The organism is Exercitatus varius (assembly GCF_029577735.1).
In the GTDB taxonomy this organism is placed as follows: domain Bacteria; phylum Pseudomonadota; class Gammaproteobacteria; order Enterobacterales; family Pasteurellaceae; genus Exercitatus; species Exercitatus varius.
Genome location: NZ_JARQTO010000001.1, coordinates 232,658 through 251,077, shown reverse-complemented (window position 1 = coordinate 251,077; position 18,420 = coordinate 232,658). Strand labels below are relative to the sequence as shown.

Genomic DNA, 18,420 nt, shown 5'->3' with positions numbered 1-18,420 from the left:
TCAGGGCGGATCAATCCGCCCATACTCTATCTCAATTCAATCAAATATTTAAAAAATGTAAACGGCGAGGCGGCAAGCCCGCTACAAATACAAGGTAACCAAAAATGTCAGAACAACAAAATACAGAATTAGATTTTCACGGTGAAATGGCGGTCCGTCGCGAAAAATTGGCGGCATTGCGCGCCAAAGGTAACGCCTTTCCGAACACCTTCCGCCGTGATGCGTTAGCGCAGGATTTACATAGCCAATACGATGAAACGGACGGCGAACAATTAAAAGAAAAAGACCTTCATGTCGCCGTTGCCGGTCGTATTATGACCCGTCGTACCATGGGCAAAGCCACATTCATCACCATTCAGGATATGAGCGGTAAAATCCAGCTTTATGTAGCCCGTGACAACCTCCCCGAAGGCGTTTATGCGGAAGATGTAAAAAACTGGGACTTAGGCGACATCGTGGGAATCAAAGGTACCTTATTCAAAACCAAAACCAACGAACTCACCGTAAAAGCGCATGAAGTGCAATTATTAACCAAAGCCCTTCGCCCGTTGCCGGATAAATTCCACGGTTTAAGCGACCAGGAAACCCGCTATCGCCAACGCTATCTGGACTTAATTTCTAACGAAGAATCCCGTCGAACTTTTGTGATTCGTTCAAAAGTCATCGCAGGCATTCGCGAATACTTCATCGGCAAAGGCTTTATCGAAGTGGAAACCCCGATGCTGCAAGTGATTCCGGGCGGCGCGGCGGCACGTCCGTTCGTGACGCACCATAACGCGCTGGACATCAATATGTACTTGCGTATCGCCCCGGAACTTTACTTAAAACGTTTAGTGGTGGGCGGTTTTGAACGGGTGTTCGAACTCAACCGCAACTTCCGCAACGAAGGGGTTTCCGTGCGTCATAACCCTGAATTCACCATGATTGAATACTATCAGGCCTATGCGGATTACCACGATTTAATGGATAACACCGAAGAATTATTGCGCAAATTAGCCGTTGATATTTTAGGCACCACAATCGTGCCTTACGGCGAATACGAATTCGATTTCGGCAAACCTTTCGAACGCATCACCATGCACGATGCCGTACTCAAATACGGCGCGGAAAAAGGTATCGTCAAAGAAGATTTATACGATTTCGAGCGCGCCAAAGCGGCGGCGACCAAACTCGGCATCGAAATCCAGAAATCCTGGGGATTAGGTTCGATCGTCAATGCGATTTTTGAAGAAGTGGCGGAACATCATTTGATTCAACCGACTTTCTTAACGGCGCATCCGGCGGAAATTTCGCCTCTGGCGCGCCGTAACGACGAAAATCCGGAGGTGACCGATCGTTTCGAATTATTTATCGGCGGTCGCGAAATCGGTAACGGCTTTTCGGAATTAAACGATGCGGAAGATCAAGCGGAACGTTTCGACGCGCAAGTGGCGGCGAAAGATGCGGGCGACGATGAAGCCATGTTCAAAGACGACGACTTCGTAACCGCACTGGAACACGGTCTGCCGCCAACGGCGGGCGAAGGCTTGGGAATCGACCGCCTGGCCATGCTTTTCGCCAACGCGCCGTCCATTCGTGATGTCATTTTATTCCCGGCGATGAAGCACAAAGGATAAAAAAACTCATCAAAAATCGCCCGCACTTTATACAAAAAGTGCGGGCAATTTTAAGGAGATTTTATGCACGAAATGTCTCTTACTCAAAACATCATGGAAATTATCGAGCAACAACACCGGCAGCACGGTTTTCGTGAAGTTACGGATATTTGGCTGGAAATCGGCGCGTTATCCTGCGTGGAACAAAGTGCGTTGGAATTTTGCTTTGAAATTATGCGCAAAGATACGGTTGCCGAGCATTGCCGCCTGCATTTCGTTCATCTCCCCGTGCGCGCATGGTGCTGGCAATGCCAGCAGGAAGTAGAAGTCGCGGCTTATCAGGATTGCTGCCCGCGTTGTCAAGGCGTACATCTGCAGCGCCAAAGCGGCACCGAATTCCGAATTAAGGAAATGGCCGTCAAATAGCATTGAGATAATGACAGCCAAGGTGAAAACCTATAATCCGCTCTCCGATTTGTTTAGCGCTGGATCAAGTAACGTAATTTCGTGCCGTCCTGTTCCACGCTCAGTAAGGTATAACCGTGATTTTTAGTATCGATCGGAATATTATTGATCGATTGAGCACAATCGCTTAGCAATTCCAGAATTTCGCCTTTTTGCAATTGCGGCATGGTTTCCAGCATGACGATCGCTGGATAAGGACAAGGTTCGCCCAAAGTGTCCAACGTGTAATCAGGAGTAATCTCCCGCGGATCTTTATCCAATTTCTGTATAACGGTAAACGCCATAGTAAGTTCTCCTCTCGGTTAAGTTAAATTTATTGATGCGTTGGCAATTTTGGCTTTTGCTTTGGCTAAGAAACGTTTTTCCCACCACAGCACGGCAATTAGGCAAGCGATCAATAACGCATAATTCACCAGCAATCCGCCCACCGGGCCGAATTCTTTCAGTAAATTAAGTTTTTCATAATCCAGCGCCAATGCAGGCGCAATATCGTCCCATAGATATGCCAGCAGCGTCGAACCGGCCACATTGCCTACGCCGACCCACATAAAATGCACTTGCCCTTCCATTGAGCGATACATCCAACCCGTTTCGCAACCGCCGGCCAGTACGATGCCGAAGCCGAACAATAATCCGCCGATAATTGCGTTCGGCCCCGCCCACATGATTTTCGCAGGCACGCCAAGCTGAATATAAGAAAATACGCCGACGGTACCGGCGAGAATGCCGAAAATGATCGCTTTCGCCATATATGCCCGTCCGGTTACCCACAAATCCCGGAAGGCGGAAGTGAAACAAATTTGCGCCCGCTCAATCAATAAACCGAACGCCAGACCGCACAGCATGGCAAATCCCAATTTAACGGAAGACTGCATCACATACAGCGAAGCGATAAAATAAGCGAAGAAAACCAGCATGCCAAGCCGAAAACGGCGGGACGCCCGTTTCGGATCCGTTTCATCCAGTTTTGCCGCACCTTTTTTCAGCTGCAATTTCACTCGAAACATCGGCAACAGGGTAAATTTAACCCCGAAATATGTTCCTATCGCGGTGGCAATAGTAAAAAACCAAGCGTGTACGGAAAACTGCGGAATACCGGTAAACAATGAAGCCAGATTACAGCCCATCGCCAGACGCGCGCCGAATCCCGCCAACGCACCGCCGACCAACGCCTGAAAAATACGGCGTTTATGCGGCTGATTGCGCCATTTGATGTTATTCGCCCATAGCGCCGCCGAAATACAGCCGGCAAACATCCCCAAAATCATCAGGCCGTCAACACGCGTAAACACCGTACCGTCCATGCCGATAATTTTGTAGTAACTCCACTCCGTAACATCCACGCCCAAAGCCTGCAGCATGTGCCCGCCCCAACGGGTAAATTCGCCGGTCACTGCCCAATAAGTGCCGGTCACGCCGAAATAATAGGCGGAAATCAATCCGGCTGCGATCACGGCCGCGACGGGATTCCAATATTTAATCAGATAGTTTTGTTTGAACTGTTGCCAAATCTCTAACATAGGTTCTTAAATCCTAAGAAAAGTTAACGATTTGCAAGAAAGGTATATGATGAAAAAACTGAAATTGAGTGCGACAAACAATTTGATTTGCTCATTTCCTATACACAAAACTTGCGATATATTAATGATATGCGGTTAAGCAGCCAGATTATAACCAAATTTGCAATCGGGGCAAATAACTAAATAAATGAATTAACGGATCTTAATTTGTCGTTAAAAAAGCGGGCGAACATAAAAGCTCGCCCGCTAATCGACCGAAGACTAACGTCAAACCGCAAGTGCGGTCTCTTTTAAGCGAGTTTTTAACTTGGTGTATTCGTTAACAACATATTGTTCCGCCCAACGTTGATCCTCGATTTTATCGATACGCACCGCGCTGTATTTGTATTCCGGCGTTCTGGAACCCGGATTCAAATGTTCCGCGGTTAATTCGTTACATTTACCAATCCACCATTGATAGGTCATGTAACAAGCGCCTTTATTGGTACGGCTGCTCACATCCGCACGGGAAATCACTTTTCCGCGCGATGAGGAAATCCAAACCAAATCGTGATTTTTAATGCCCAGTTCTTTTGCGTCCTGATCGTTCATCTGAACATACCCCGGCTCATCCGCAAGCGCGGCTAATGCGCGGCAGTTTCCGGTCATGGAACGGCAGGAATAATGCCCGACTTCACGCACAGTGGACAGAATCAACGGGAATTCCTCCGTTAACGATTCCATCGGCGGTTCCCAATCGCAGGCGAAAAATTCCGCTTTACCGTTCGGACGGTCAAAAATCTGGTTCTTATACAAATAGCTGGTGCCCTGATCTTCAGGGCCTTCATCAGTACAAGGCCATTGAATATAACCCAGCCCTTCCATTTTTTCGTAAGTGGCGCCTTTGTACAAATCACATAACGAGCGCAATTCATCCCAAATTTCTTTGGTGTTATTGTAGTGCATCGGATAACCCATGGCCGTCGCGATTTCGCTGATGATTTGCCAGTCGTCTTTCACATTGCCGACAGGTTCCACCGCTTTGTAGAAACGTTGAAAACCCCGGTCCGCCGCGCTGTACACCCCTTCGTGTTCGGCACAGGATGTCGCCGGCAATAACACGTCCGCCTCCGCCGCCGTTTGCGTCATGAAAATATCCTGTACAATCAGAAATTCCACTTTTTCGAAGGCTTTTTTCACCGCATTAATATCCGGCTCGGTTTGCAAGGTATCTTCGCCCATAATATAGAAAGCTTTGATTTTATCTTCCATAATGGCTTCCGGTACTTCACTCAACGGAACGCCCGGTTTCGGATTCATCGCGGGAATGCCGTAAGCTTTGGCGAATTTTGCCATGGCGACCGGATCATCCAAGCGTTGATAGCCCGGTAACGTGTTGAACAGTGCGCCCATGTCGCACGCGCCTTGTACGTTATTTTGACCGCGCACCGGATTCACGCCCACATTCGGTTTACCCAGATTACCCGTCAGCATGGCAAGACTTGCCAGAGCGCGCACGGTTTCTACACCCTGTTTGAACTGACATACGCCCATGCCCCAAAGAATGGTTGCGGTTTCCGCTTTAGCGTAAGTGCGGGCGATTTCACGCAACATTTCAGGTTCAATACCCGTGATGTGTTGAGTGGATTCCGGCGTGTAAGATTGAATGATTTCACGAAATTCATCGAACTTTTCCGTGTGTTCGTCAATGAATTTTTGATCCTGCAAGCCTTCTTCAATGATCACATTCATCATAGCATTTAAAAATGCGACGTTACTTGCATTATTGAGCGGTGCGTAAATATCCGCAATACGTGCGGTTTCGATTTTACGCGGGTCACAAACGATGATTTTCGCGCCTTTTGCTTTGGCGTGATTAATCCGTCTCGCCACAATCGGGTGAGAAGTCGAAGCGTTATAACCGAAGATAAATACACATTTGGTGTCTTCAATCTCAACGATTGAATTAGACATTGCGCCGTTTCCGACCGATTTGAGCAGACCTGTTACAGAAGGGCCGTGTCAAACGCGCGCACAACAGTCGATATTGTTATTTCCTAACACCGCACGAGCGAATTTCTGCATCACATAATTCACTTCGTTGCCCGGTCCGCGGGAAGAACCCGTTACCATAATGGATTCATTGCCGTATTTGTTTTTGATTTCGGAAAGGCGTTTGGCGGTGTAAGAAATGGCTTCGTCCCAACTTACCGGCGTAAACGCTTCGCCTCTTTTATAGCGAATCATCGGTTGAGTCAGACGAGGAGTTAAAATTTTAGTATCGTGAACAAAGTCCCAACCAAAATATCCTTTAAGGCAAAGTTCGCCTTCATTGGTTCTTCCGTTCGCGCCTTCGGCTCCTACGATTTTGTTGTTTTCCACCAACAAATTGATCTTACAACCCGAAGCGCAATACGGACAAACCGTGATAACTTTTTTCATAGCGATGTCCTTGTTACTGCTTAATGTTAACAATAAGTTAATCACTCAAAATGATTAGCCGACAAAAGTTATCATACTCTTAAATTCGAACCATTCACCCACAAATTGTAGGCTTTTTGATTTAACGCAAAGTTTTTTCAATTTAAACCTTAAAGCGATTCGATTTCATGCAGACGATTTTCTTTCAATAAAACGTACAAATTTTCTACCGCACTTTTCACTTTTTCCGAAATCGGAAACATAAAAGACACCAAATCCGGCTGAACGCCTACAAACATAATATGCGGAATATCCTGCTCTAATTGCTCGATTAAAAAATTCAGCGGCATATTGTGAGTGCTCATAAAAAACATCTCGCCGATTAACGTTTTATCCACAATTTTCAGCGCGCCCGCTTCCAACTCCATGTCCGTAGCATCCACAATCAGTAGCTTTTCCGGTTGCAACGCGCGCACCACATGGACCGCATTTTCCGGCGCAGAACCGCCGTCCACCGCTTCCCAGCCTTCAATCGGATTATCCCGGAGCAGTTGATACAGCAACGGACCGGCGCCGTCGTCGCCCATCATGCTGTTGCCCACCGTGAGCACCACATTCTTCGCCGCCATTATTCGTCTCTCCGTTTTACCATCACATACATCACCGGTTCGCGCTGAATGGAGACCAGCGTGTCCAGTAAAATTTCCGCCCATTCGCGATGAAGTGCGGTCAAATTCGGCTTAATTTCATCCAACGCCCGCGCCAGTAAATTCACATGGCTGCTGTCGATGACGATTTCGCCGAATTTCATTAATCCCGCCAGCTTGCGGCGCGCTTCACCGTTTTCGGGAAAGCAATTCACAAATTGGCGATAATCGTCATAATCCGCCGTGATCAATTTTTTAAAGCAATCAATCACGCCCACATGATGCCCGATAGCTAACGAATAATACATTACGTCTTTCGCTTCTTCGGGGATTTTGCTTTCATTTTCCACAAAACGTTGATTTAACAAATAGAAAATTACCTTAGTCGCCATGTCGATTTCCTCAAATTTACGCCGAATCCGGTGAGCGGATGAAATATCTGTCGCCGATTATACGCCGATTCTTCGGCGCCAATAAAAAGTGCGGTCAAAAATTTAAACGTTTTTTGATAAAAAACAGCGGTTAATTTTTAATCCGCCGCTTCCGCCTGTTCCAACACCACTTTTTGTAACACATTGATGCCCGCTTCAATGTCGTCCCATGAAGTGAATTCGAGCGGATTGTGGCTGATGCCGTTTTTGGACGGCACGAAAATCATGCCGGTCGGACACAGTGTCGCCATATGCATGGCGTCATGTCCGGCGCCGCTCGGCATAATTTCATAGCGATATCCTAAGTCTTGCGCCGCCCGACTGATTTGTCGCACCATTTGCTCAGGCAATAAAACCGGTTGGTCTTTGGAAATCAGTTGCAATTCAATCGATAAACCTCGTTTGGCGGCGACTTGTTCGATTTGTTGTTGCAACGCGCTGAACACCGATTCGCGGGCTTGCGTATGAATTCCGCGAATATCCACCAGCAATTCGCAATAACCCGGCACCACGTTCATCACGCCCGGTTTTGCCGTCAGATTACCGACGGTGGCAACGGTGGAATGTCCCGCTTCAATCGCCGCCCGTTCGATTGCCAGCGCCAGTTCCGCACCGCCTAACAGCGCATCGTGGCGATAATGCATTGCGGTGGCGCCGGAATGATCCGCCTGCCCGTTGATTTTGACGACACTGCGAATCGGCGCGGCAATGCCCGTTACCACGCCGATGGTTTTATTTTCCTTTTCCAAACGCGGACCTTGCTCAATATGCAGTTCAAAAAAGCATTTAAATTCTTCCGCTTTACGTTTGGCTTGATTCACCTTGGCAAAATCCAATTCGATTTCCGCCAAAGCTTCTTCTACACCCTTGCCCTGTTTATCGCGCAGTTTGCTTAAACTTTCCTGATCAGCGATACCGCACATCACTTTGCTGCCTAAAGTCGCATAATTAAAACGGCTGGATTCTTCGCAGGTAAAAATGATCAACTCCAGCGGATAGCGGGTTTGCACGCCTTGTTCGCATAACCGAAACAAGATTTCCAGCCCCGCGACCGAACCTAAAGGGCCGTCAAACTTGCCCGCATTGACAACGGTATCGATATGAGAACCGAACGCCACTGCAGGCAGATGATCTTCGATTCCCGCTTTACGAATAAACAAATTACCGATTTCATCACGGCGCACATCCAAATCATATTGACGACATAATTCAATCACATAATGATGCGCCTCTTCATCTTCACGGCTGAACGCTAAACGGGTTAATTCTCCCGTTTCGGACGAAATTGAGGCTAATTTTTCCAGGATGGACTGCACGCGCGGCAGATTAATTGACATACGACTCCTCCTTATTCAATTAATTTTGTGACCTTTATCACGGAAATAACATCTTCTTTTTCACCTTTCGGGCGTTAACTTGCATAATAACTTTGCCCTACATTACAACAAAATAACACTAAAATAAGGACTAAAATATGAAAAATATGTTACTTATGAGTAGTTCGAAATATAAGGATACGGATTATTTAATTCACACTATTCCCTGGTTGCGGCAATTTTTATCCGCTTATCAAGGCAAAAGCATCGCTTTTGTGCCTTATGCGGGTGTTCGTCAATCCTATGATGAATACGAGCAAAAAGTGCGACAGGTGTTGAGCACATTGAATATGGAGATTATTTCCGTTCACCGAAGCGCCAAACACGCGGAGATTATCGAACGAACGGATGTCGTTGCTATCGGCGGCGGCAATACATTCTGTTTATTGAAAGGCTTGTACGATAATCACTTGTTGGAACCGATTCGAGCCAAGGTGAATGCCGGCACGCCTTATTTCGGTTGGAGCGCCGGTGCGGTCGCGGCGGGCCGCTCCATTATGACCACCAACGATATGCCGATTACTTATCCGCCATCCTTCAATGCGTTAAATCTGTTTCCGCATCAAATCAATCCGCACTTTATCTCCGGTAAAATGCAAGGTCACAACGGCGAAAGTCGTGAAGAGCGTTTGCAAGAATTTTTAACCGTTAATCCGAGCGCACTTGTATACGCCTTGCCGGAAGGCACGGCTTTACATATTCAGGGCGATCAAGCCCGCGTGTTGGGCGAACGGGCCGTTTTAAGATTCAGCGGCAAAATGTCAATGGACACCCTTGCTACCGAGACGACATTTCATTACTAAGGAAAATAATTATGACCGAATTAAACTCTTTGATAGCCATTTTAGGCATTATCGCTACCGTATATTTATTGATAAAAAAATATGAAACCCGTACCGTGTTAATCGGTGTCGGTTTACTAATGTCCATTCTCACCCTCAATCCGATGGGCGCGTTAGACGCCTTTGCCAAATCCATGACCACTGGCGGATTGATTATGGCGATCTGTTCCAGTATGGGCTTTGCTTACGTCATGAAATACACCCAATGCGATACCCACTTGGTGCATTTGCTGACCAAACCCTTAAGCGGGTTAAAATTCTTTTTAATCCCGATTGCAACCGTCATCACTTTCTTTATCAACATCGCGATTCCTTCCGCGGCAGGCTGTGCGGCGGCAGTGGGCGCCACCTTGATACCGGTGTTAAAAAGTGCCGGCGTGCGTCCTGCCACGGCAGGGGCGGCAATTTTGGCGGGAACCTTCGGTTCCATGATGAGCCCTGGCTCTTCTCACTCGGCGATGATCAGCGAAATGTCCGGTTTAACCATCGCCGAAGTCAACCTTTCCCACGCGCCTTATACCATGATCGCCGGCGCCATCGGAGCGGTTATGCTCACCTTGCTGGCGATTTTATTTAAAGATTACGGGGAAGAACACAAACAAGCCTATTTGAACGAAAACAAAGAATCCGAAACCCAATTTGCCAAAGTGAATCCGCTATTTGCCTTAGCGCCGTTAGTCCCGTTAGTGATCCTGGTTATCGGCGGAACTTCATTGCAAAAAGACGTATCCTGGTTGGCGTGGACGAAAATGGGCGTGCCGCAAGCAATGCTAATCGGCGCCATTTACGGCATTATCGTCACCCGCATCTCACCGGCGAAAATCACCGAAGAATTCTTTAACGGTATGGGCAACGCCTACGCCAACGTGTTAGGCATTATCATTGCCGCCAGCGTGTTCGTGGCAGGCTTGAAATCCACCGGTGCCATTGATTCCGCCATTGAATTCCTCAAACAATCCAACGAATTCGTGCGTTGGGGCGCCACTATCGGCCCGTTCCTGATGGGCTTGGTGACAGGTTCCGGCGATGCGGCGGCGATTGCGTTTAACACCGCGGTGACGCCGCACGCCATTGAACTCGGCTATACTCACCTTAACCTCGGTATGGCGGCGGCAATCGCAGGCGCTATCGGACGTACCGCCTCACCGATTGCGGGCGTAACTATCGTGTGCGCCGGTTTGGCTATGGTCAGTCCGGTCGAAATGGTGAAACGCACCGCGCCGGGCATGGTGCTCGCCGTCTTATTCCTTGCGTTATTTATGTTATAAAACAACGCAAAAACGCACCGCACTTTTCAAAAGTGCGGTCGATTTTTATCATATTTTTTATTTAAGGAGTCTCTGATGAACGTTGATTTATCCCAACTTACAGAATGGCGCCGCGAATTCCACCGTTTCCCCGAAATCGGCTGGTCCGAATTCTGGACGACTTCCCGCATCGCCGACTATCTGGAACAAATGGGCTTTGAAATTCTGCTGGGCAAACAAATTATCAATGAAGATTTTGTGCGCGGACGCCAATCCACCGTGGTAGAACAAGGCCTAGCCAATGCGCTGGCATACGGCGCTAAGCAAAAATGGCTGGATAAAATGGACGGTTACACCGGCTGCGTTGCCGTGCTGGATACGGGCAGAGCGGGCAAAACCGTGGCATTGCGTTTTGATATTGATTGCGTCAATGTCAGCGAAACCCAAAATCCGCAGCACATTCCGAATCAACTCGGCTTCCGTTCTCTTAACGACGGCTTTATGCACGCCTGCGGGCACGATGCGCATATCACCATCGGCTTAGGCACGGCGCTTTGGCTGTCGCAAAATAAAGATAAGCTCAACGGCAAAGTAAAAATCGTGTTTCAGCCGGCGGAAGAAGGCGTGCGCGGTGCGGCGGCCATTGCGGCCAGCGGCGTAATTGACGACGCCGATTATTTCGCCGGTTCGCATATCGGTTTTTGCGCTGACAGCGGCACAGTGATTTCCAATCCGAAAAACTTTCTTTCTACGACGAAAATCGATATCCGCTATAAAGGCAAACCGGCGCACGCCGGCGCCGCGCCGCATTTGGGGCGTAACGCCCTGTTGGCCGCCGCCCACGCCGTAACTCAACTGCACGGCATTGCCCGCCACGGCGAAGGCATGACGCGAATTAACGTCGGTGTGCTGAAAGCGGGAGAAGGTCGTAACGTCATTCCTGCCGGCGCGCAAATCCAGCTGGAAGTACGCGGTGAAAATAAAGCCATCAATCAATATATGGCGGATCAGGTCATGCAAATTGCGCAAGGCATTGCGATCGGCTTTGATGTCGGCTATGAAACGGAAATTATGGGCGAAGCGGTGGATATGAATAATGATCCCGAATTGGTCAAATTAGTGGAAGAAATCGCGTTGGCGCAACCCGAAGTGCACAGCACCAACGCAGATTATGCCTTTAATGCCAGCGAAGACGCCACGATTTTAGGCCGACGGGTGCAGGAACAGGGCGGTAAAGCCGTTTATTTCATTCTCGGCGCCGACCGCACCGCCGGACACCACGAAGCGGAATTCGACTTCGACGAAAAACAATTACTAACCGGCGTGAAGATTTATACCGCCTTGGTGCAACGTTTATTGGGTTAAAAAAACTTCCCAAAAATCGACCGCACTTTGAGCGCTATCGGCTGAAAGTGCGGCAAAAAAACAACGCAAAATTCTCCCGCACTTTTCCGGTATTATGTAGTAGCAGTTGCACAAACATTTAATGTTTCCGTAGGGGCGGGTTTTATCCCCGCCCGTAAGCCCTGATATTTGAATGAGATTCGGGCGGGGATAAACCCTGCCCCTACATAAATTTTCCTAAAATTGACTTTTGTGCAACTGCTACATAATACTGCACTTTTCCGCTTTCCGACCTTATTTAAACGTCGTCAAAACTTCCCGCATCACACTGATGCCGCTTCGCAAAATGAACAGACTTAATAGCGCACTGGCCGCCACATCCACCCATTGCCAGCCGAGAAAATAGGCGCTCAGCCCCGCCAAAATGGCAACCACGGAACCGAACAAATCCGCCATTACATGCAAATATGCCGCTTTCACGTTAAGATTTTCCTGATTGCTTTTCAACATAATCCACGCCACTAGAACGTTCACCAAAAATCCGATAACCGCAACGCCGAGCATAGGCAGCGCCCGGATTTCAGGCGGCGATTGCCATCGTTGAACGGCTTCCGCCAGAATCAGCACCGCCACCACAATCAGCGAAGCGGCGTTAAGCAGCGCAAACCACGTCTGTTTTCGTTCGGATAAAAACAACGCAATCAGCGCAAGAAGCAGCGACAAACTGTCGTTTGCCATATGTCCGGCATCCGCCATCAGCGTCAGGCTGTTAAATAACCAACCGCCGACGAATTCCACCACCATGTAACCGCTGATAACGGCAAAACTCCAGGCCAGAATTTTGCGATCCTGCGGAATGTGATTATGATGATCCTGTTCGTGATGTTCTGTGCAATGATGTTGATGAGCCATAGCGACCTCGCATTGTCGGAAATTTCAGCTTGGGCTACAATATAAAGGTCGTAGCGACTACAGGGTCAAGCTTTTTTATGCGGAGAAAATATGACGGTCAACGAACTCAGTAAACAAAGCGGAATTCATCCGGAAACCATTCGTTATTACGAAAAAACCGGCGTTCTGCCCGCGCCGAAACGGCAGGCCAACGGTTATCGCTGTTATGACGAAACCACGTTAGTACTGCTCCGCTTTATTAAAACCTGCCGTTCATTAGGGTTTTCCGTGGAAGAAATCAAACAACTCAACCACATTAAAAATCATCCGCACCAACACGGTATCGCGGATCAAATGATTGTGCGACAGTTAGCCACTGTGGAAGAAAAAATCGCGCGTCTGAATGAAATCCGACATTTTTTACAGGATTTGGTGATGGAAGAAGCGCACAGCGAAGCGGATTGCAAAGCGCTTCTTTTGTGAGGCGGGACGATCTATAAATAACTCGCCGTCAGACATTTCCGCAAATGATACCAGAATAATGGCAATGCCGGACAATAAAAAATAAATCTCCACATGCATGGAGATTTCGGTTAGATTTCGTAGAAATATGCGTTATCTGGAAATCACTTCTTTGGTGAAATATTCCATTTCCGCTTTCCGCCACGGAGTTGAGAAGAATAAAGTATCTTTTTTACCGGATTCACTATCCAACGGTCTCACCCCGAATTCCTGACTTAACTTCCGTTGCGTTTCCGGTGAGGTAATCCAATGCACAAAAAGCAGAGATGCGGCTGGATTCGGCGAATTTTTCGCAATCGTCAGCACGTTACCGCCGCCCGGCATGCCGAATTCGGGCACATAAAATTTTAACCGCTCCGTTATCGCCCCTTGTTTTTGCAGACTGAATAAATGATCTTGCCACGCCGAAACGATGATTAACTCACCATCGTTTAAACGAGTCAGACTGTCGGCGTTTGAAGCGGTACGAATCAATGCATCTTTACGTTCATTAAACCATGCCCATGTTTTTTTCCATGCGGCAATTTGTCCTTCGTCAATTTTCTCCGTGCGATAGTCGTAATCGCCATTCACATAGACTAAAGCGCGTTGAATAAACGCATTACCGGAACTGCCGCCGTTAGGATCCGAATAACCGAATTTTTTCGGATTTTCCCGAATGTATTTTTCCACATCCTGCCAGCTTTGCGGCAGCTCGTTTTCTTTAATTCGCAACGGATCATAAGCGAAACCGGTTTGGTTTCCCCAATAGCCGACGGAAGTTTCGCCTAACTCCACACCTTGCAGAAAATGGTTCAATTTTTCAAAATTCGGCAATTGTTTTAAACTTGTCAGAATGTCTCTATTGGCCACATTCGCGACTCGATCGGCATTAAGCGCTATCACGTCCATTTTGCCTTTTTCCAGATTTTTTTCCGCAATCAATTTATTGATATTACCGTCCTGAGTTCCTTCCGGCACTTTGACCTTAATGCCGTATTTATTTTCAAATTCTTTGACAAATCCGCGGAATTGAGGCTGCAAATACCACACGCTAACCGTTACTTTCCCTTCCCGCTTTGCCTGAGCTTCAATATCCGCCCAGGATTTTCCGCTTAAATCTTCAGCCTGCACCGCAGTTGAAAATGCGAAAGCAACAACGGTCGCCGAAAATAATTTGGTAAAAATTTTACGCATAAATAACTCCTTAATTCACGATGAAAATCATGCTTTTCCCGTAGATTGTGAAAGATAATTCCCTTTTAATAACCGTTCAATAATCATCATAAGAATGATATTCGGCACTAAAAGAATAATAGAAACGACGGCGGCATTCGGTCGGATAAACGAATAACCGAGGAACGAATAAAGTATGGTCGGCACCGTAATAAAATCCGGTGAGCCCACCACAAAGGAAATGGCAAATTCCTCAATACTTTTTACCAGACAGAAGATGATCGATGCCAGAAAACTCGGTTTCAACATCGGCATGTACACGTCTTTGAATACGGTCAGTCCGGAAGCGCCCAAATCCCGGCTGGCATCAATTAAATCCTGCGGAACCGATGAAAAACCCGCCGATAAAATACGAATGGCGTAAGGCAAAGTCAAAACCACGTGCCCGATAACAATACCGATAAACGGATTGTTAATGTTTAAATCCAGCAACATACGGCTGAAAAATAACGCGATAATCATCCCGGGAATAACCAACGGAATAAGCGTCAGCAATTCTGCGATTTTTTTACCGCGAAATTCCATTCGCCCGAATGCATAGGAAGTCGGCAACGCCAGTAAAATAGCGACTAAGGCAACCGTCGGCGCGATGGTGTAACTGTTAAACATGGCATCAGGCAAAGACGTGGTTTGCCACACGATTTTCCAACGCTCTAAAGAAAGCGATTGCGGCAAAATATCCGGATAGCTCCAAGGTTTGGCCGGATCCACCAAGGACCACAACCCCGCCATCAAAAACGGTAAAAACAACCAGACAAAATTGACCAGAACAAAAAATACTAAAGAAATCCGAGCAATTAATTTGCCGTTTTTAGTGGTAATTTTCACTGAACTCATTTGATGTCTCCCCGTTTTACCGCTAACGGTTTGATAATCATTGAAACCAACACAGTGACAAAGGCGGATGTCAGCATAATCATCATCGCCATCACGGCACTTTGGTTCCATTCCTCAAATTCATAGGCGGACATTTGCATCAGTCGCGCCAAAGAATAAGTACTTCTCGGACCGGCAATGCTGTAAAACGCAAAATCGCCCAGCGCGCCGATAAAGATCAAAATAAAAGAAACCTGTACCGCACTTAGCGTAAGCGGAAAAATCACATAACGGAACCGTTGCCAGGCATTGGAACCCAAATTTGCCGCCGCATCCAACAAATCCGTTTTTAAGGAATTCACCGCTCCGCCGATAAGAATCAGCGCAAAAGGAATGTTTTTCCACATTTGCAGAATCACGACGCCCCAACCGAATTCATCGTTCTGTAAAGTTTTAGGTTCATCCCAAATGCCTAAAAACACTAAAGCTTCATTCAAAATACCGTGATAAGAAATCATATTGACGAACAGAAACGCGGCAACTAAACCCGGCACTAACATCGGCGCGCGCAGAATAGTGACAATCGTCACTTTGGCGGGTAATTCGTTGCGTAACCACAATGCAATCGGATAAGAAACGATGATAGAAAACAATGCGCCTAATAACGATACCTTAACAGAATAAAGATAAGCGCTCTGAAAAACCGAATCCGACAACACGTCTTGCCAATATTCCAAGGTAAAACCGCTTTCCTCGCCGCCCATGCTATATAAACCCAGGCTTTGCGTCACGACAATAAAAAACGTCGAGCCCATTAAAAATAAAATGGTGCCCAGTCCGGTGCAAAGCAACAGCCAGGCTTTTACGTCTTGTTTGATGCTTTTCATTTGACGGACTCCAAAAACTTAACGGCAGTACGCGGAATAGCAAAGGAGAAAGTATTATCTGCGCTCAGTTTCGGCGCTTTGGTCAGTTGCAAACGCACTTTCTGAGAACTCGCTTCTCTGCCGATCATCGCCTGAACTTCGGTAATATTGCCCATAAACGCCGTTTGAAGCACATCCACCGTCAGAACATTTTCCTGTTGGGAATCCGCGCCGACGGGCTCAATATCTTCCGGTCGGAAACAAATATAAATATGCTCCGATTGCGGCCGTTTTTCCGAATAAACGGTCAAATCGCCGAATACGGATTGAACGGAATAGAGATTTTCACCGATATTTTTCACTTTCGCTTCCGCGATATTGGCCACGCCGATAAAGTCCGCGACAAAACGATTAATCGGTTGATGATAGATTTCCTGCGGCGTACCGATTTGCTCGATAGCGCCTTTATTTAACACAATAATTTTATCCGACATCGTCAAGGCTTCCGCCTGATCATGAGTCACATAAATACTGGTCAGTTTATATTGCTTAGAAAGCTGCTTAATTTCGAATCGCACGCTTTCCCGCAATTTTGCATCCAGATTTGACAAAGGTTCATCGAACAAAATCACATCCGGACGCGTCACCATCGCCCGCGCCAACGCGACACGCTGCTGCTGGCCGCCGGATAATTCATTGGGCAATTTCAACCGGTGAATTTCCAAATCCATTTGCTTAATCACCACGTCTAACCGCCGTTTTTGTTCTTCTACGGCAATATTACGCTGTTTCAAACCGTAACAGATATTGTGAGAAACATTGAGATGAGGAAATAATGCATAAGACTGAAAACACATGGCGGTATTGCGTTTTTCTGGCGGCACTTCATTAACGTTTTTACCGCCAATCAGAATATCGCCTTCATCGGCGACATGAAATCCCGCAATCAATTTCAGCAATGACGTTTTGCCGCAACCGCTGGGACCAAGCAACGTCACAAATTCCCCTTCTTCTGCGGTGAAAGAAATATTATTGGCCGCATAAAAATCGCCGAATTTTTTTGTGATATTTCTGACTTCCAGTTTTGCCATGTTATTTTCCTTACAGTACAACAAGTTAAATTAAAAGTACTCTCGGAAGGAAATCACTGTCAATATAAATAAAAAACGGAAATTTGATTTTGTGAACTTCGTCACAATCTGTTGGTTTATCGCGTCTTCGCACGTAAAGTGCGGTCAAAAAAACGAAAGTTTTTTTGAATCTCAGGTCTGTTGAAAAGCGGACAAACAGGGAAACGACGATAAATGAAACCACCAGCGCGGCGGATTTTGAAAAAACTGTTGAAAATCCGACCGCACTTTTATGCCTGCTAATACGCCGTTTTATTCTTCGCGCTTCTTGTTAAGCCGTCCGGCCACAAGTTTTCTTTTATGAACCGCTTTGATTTCAGCATTTTCAATCCCGTGAAATTTACAACGGTTAAAGCCGAAAGCTTATCTTTCAGACAATTTGAATAACAATCAGCGATAGAATTAAATACGAAAAGCGCAAGTTATCGTTTATACTTCCTCAACGATTTTGGCTGTTGCGCTCAAACCCAAACGTGTCGCGCCCGCTTCAATCATCGCCAAAGCATCGGCCCCGGTACGAATGCCGCCGGAAGCTTTAACGCCCAAACGGCCGCCAACCGTATCCGCCATTAATTTAACCGCATGAACCGTTGCGCCGCCTGCAGGATGAAAGCCCGTTGAGGTTTTGACAAAATCCGCACCGGCCGCTTCAGCAGCCCGGCAGGCCGCAATAATGGTTTCATCGTCTAAAACGGCGGTTTCTAAAATCACTTTCAACACTTTATCCGGACAAGCGGATCGAACCGCACGGATTTCCGCTTCCAACGCGTCAAATTGACCTGTTAACGCCAATGCCAAATTGATAACCATATCAATTTCGTCCGCACCGTCGGCAACCGCCCGAGCGGTTTCGGCCGCTTTAATTTCCGCTTTCATCGCACCTGAAGGGAAACCGACCACCGTTGCTATTTTCAACGAATCCGGCACGCTAACCGGTAATAGCGAAGGTGAAATACAGATCGAATAAGCTCCTAAACGAACCGCGGTATCGATTAATTGGCGAATATCCGATTCGGTGGCTTCCGGTTTTAAAAGCGTGTGGTCGGTTATGGCGGCTATTTTATTTCGCATTTTATCATTTCCTTTCATTAAAGTTAGTGAGCAAGAGAATGT

General features: G+C 47.1%; 18 protein-coding genes. 6 read left to right on the top strand and 12 right to left on the bottom strand.

Annotated features, from left to right (window positions below; all coding sequences use genetic code 11):
• Positions 1 to 104 precede the first annotated feature (104 nt).
• Positions 105 to 1,616 (top strand): lysine--tRNA ligase, encoded by a 1,512-nt coding sequence (gene lysS, locus P7M01_RS01175; RefSeq protein ID WP_317482790.1) that lies wholly within the window; start codon positions 105 to 107, stop codon positions 1,614 to 1,616.
• Between the two features lie 63 nt (positions 1,617 to 1,679).
• Positions 1,680 to 2,021, top strand: coding sequence for a hydrogenase maturation nickel metallochaperone HypA (gene hypA, locus P7M01_RS01170; RefSeq protein WP_317480230.1), 342 nt, complete (start codon positions 1,680 to 1,682; stop codon positions 2,019 to 2,021).
• A 53-nt stretch (positions 2,022 to 2,074) separates the two neighbouring features.
• On the opposite strand, the gene yedF is transcribed toward hypA, so the two are convergent.
• The 6 genes from yedF to P7M01_RS01140 all read right to left on the bottom strand — a co-directional run bounded on the left by yedF (position 2,075) and on the right by P7M01_RS01140 (position 8,395).
• Positions 2,075 to 2,344, bottom strand: coding sequence for a sulfurtransferase-like selenium metabolism protein YedF (yedF, locus tag P7M01_RS01165; RefSeq protein WP_317477488.1), 270 nt, complete (start codon positions 2,342 to 2,344; stop codon positions 2,075 to 2,077).
• Between the two features lie 18 nt (positions 2,345 to 2,362).
• Complete coding sequence (gene yedE, locus P7M01_RS01160; RefSeq protein ID WP_317477489.1) at positions 2,363 to 3,580, bottom strand: selenium metabolism membrane protein YedE/FdhT; 1,218 nt, start codon at positions 3,578 to 3,580, stop codon at positions 2,363 to 2,365.
• A gap of 267 nt (positions 3,581 to 3,847) precedes the next feature.
• A complete protein-coding gene (gene fdhF, locus P7M01_RS01155; RefSeq protein WP_317482789.1) occupies positions 3,848 to 6,001 on the bottom strand; it encodes a formate dehydrogenase subunit alpha in 2,154 nt (717 codons plus the stop codon).
• 149 nt (positions 6,002 to 6,150) lie between these two features.
• The gene (gene hycI / locus P7M01_RS01150) at positions 6,151 to 6,609 is read right to left on the bottom strand and encodes a hydrogenase maturation peptidase HycI (protein WP_317482788.1); all 459 of its coding nucleotides are present in this window, start codon (positions 6,607 to 6,609) and stop codon (positions 6,151 to 6,153) included.
• Positions 6,609 to 7,019, bottom strand: a complete 411-nt coding sequence (locus tag P7M01_RS01145) for a formate hydrogenlyase maturation HycH family protein (RefSeq protein ID WP_317482787.1) — start codon at positions 7,017 to 7,019, stop codon at positions 6,609 to 6,611. Before P7M01_RS01145 ends, hycI begins: the two co-directional genes overlap by 1 nt.
• Before the next feature lie 137 nt (positions 7,020 to 7,156).
• On the bottom strand, positions 7,157 to 8,395 hold the full coding sequence (locus P7M01_RS01140; RefSeq protein ID WP_317482786.1) for a Zn-dependent hydrolase: 1,239 nt from the start codon (positions 8,393 to 8,395) through the stop codon (positions 7,157 to 7,159).
• Between the two features lie 137 nt (positions 8,396 to 8,532).
• On the opposite strand from P7M01_RS01140, the gene pepE reads away from it, so the two are divergent.
• From pepE to P7M01_RS01125, 3 genes are all read left to right on the top strand, one after another.
• Positions 8,533 to 9,237 (top strand): dipeptidase PepE, encoded by a 705-nt coding sequence (pepE, locus tag P7M01_RS01135; protein WP_317482785.1) that lies wholly within the window; start codon positions 8,533 to 8,535, stop codon positions 9,235 to 9,237.
• An 11-nt stretch (positions 9,238 to 9,248) separates the two neighbouring features.
• Complete coding sequence (dcuC, locus tag P7M01_RS01130; protein WP_317475377.1) at positions 9,249 to 10,544, top strand: C4-dicarboxylate transporter DcuC; 1,296 nt, start codon at positions 9,249 to 9,251, stop codon at positions 10,542 to 10,544.
• A gap of 75 nt (positions 10,545 to 10,619) precedes the next feature.
• A complete protein-coding gene (locus P7M01_RS01125; protein WP_317482784.1) occupies positions 10,620 to 11,888 on the top strand; it encodes a M20 family metallo-hydrolase in 1,269 nt (422 codons plus the stop codon).
• 273 nt (positions 11,889 to 12,161) lie between these two features.
• Here P7M01_RS01125 and P7M01_RS01120 read toward each other — a convergent pair whose 3' ends face one another.
• Positions 12,162 to 12,779 (bottom strand): cation diffusion facilitator family transporter, encoded by a 618-nt coding sequence (locus tag P7M01_RS01120; RefSeq protein WP_317477496.1) that lies wholly within the window; start codon positions 12,777 to 12,779, stop codon positions 12,162 to 12,164.
• A gap of 90 nt (positions 12,780 to 12,869) precedes the next feature.
• On the opposite strand from P7M01_RS01120, the gene P7M01_RS01115 reads away from it, so the two are divergent.
• Positions 12,870 to 13,241: a MerR family transcriptional regulator gene (locus P7M01_RS01115; RefSeq protein WP_317475380.1), complete on the top strand. Its 372-nt coding sequence runs from the start codon at positions 12,870 to 12,872 to the stop codon at positions 13,239 to 13,241.
• A gap of 132 nt (positions 13,242 to 13,373) precedes the next feature.
• Here the strand turns inward: P7M01_RS01115 and P7M01_RS01110 are convergent, their stop codons facing one another.
• The 5 genes from P7M01_RS01110 to deoC all read right to left on the bottom strand — a co-directional run bounded on the left by P7M01_RS01110 (position 13,374) and on the right by deoC (position 18,378).
• On the bottom strand, positions 13,374 to 14,456 hold the full coding sequence (locus P7M01_RS01110; RefSeq protein ID WP_317482783.1) for an extracellular solute-binding protein: 1,083 nt from the start codon (positions 14,454 to 14,456) through the stop codon (positions 13,374 to 13,376).
• Between the two features lie 27 nt (positions 14,457 to 14,483).
• Positions 14,484 to 15,332, bottom strand: coding sequence for an ABC transporter permease (locus P7M01_RS01105; RefSeq protein ID WP_317475383.1), 849 nt, complete (start codon positions 15,330 to 15,332; stop codon positions 14,484 to 14,486).
• Positions 15,329 to 16,198, bottom strand: a complete 870-nt coding sequence (locus P7M01_RS01100) for an ABC transporter permease (RefSeq protein WP_317475384.1) — start codon at positions 16,196 to 16,198, stop codon at positions 15,329 to 15,331. The genes P7M01_RS01105 and P7M01_RS01100 overlap by 4 nt, the downstream gene beginning before the upstream one ends.
• Complete coding sequence (locus P7M01_RS01095; protein ID WP_317481044.1) at positions 16,195 to 17,268, bottom strand: ABC transporter ATP-binding protein; 1,074 nt, start codon at positions 17,266 to 17,268, stop codon at positions 16,195 to 16,197. Before P7M01_RS01095 ends, P7M01_RS01100 begins: the two co-directional genes overlap by 4 nt.
• A gap of 468 nt (positions 17,269 to 17,736) precedes the next feature.
• A complete protein-coding gene (gene deoC, locus P7M01_RS01090; RefSeq protein WP_317481045.1) occupies positions 17,737 to 18,378 on the bottom strand; it encodes a deoxyribose-phosphate aldolase in 642 nt (213 codons plus the stop codon).
• Positions 18,379 to 18,420: the final 42 nt, after the last annotated feature.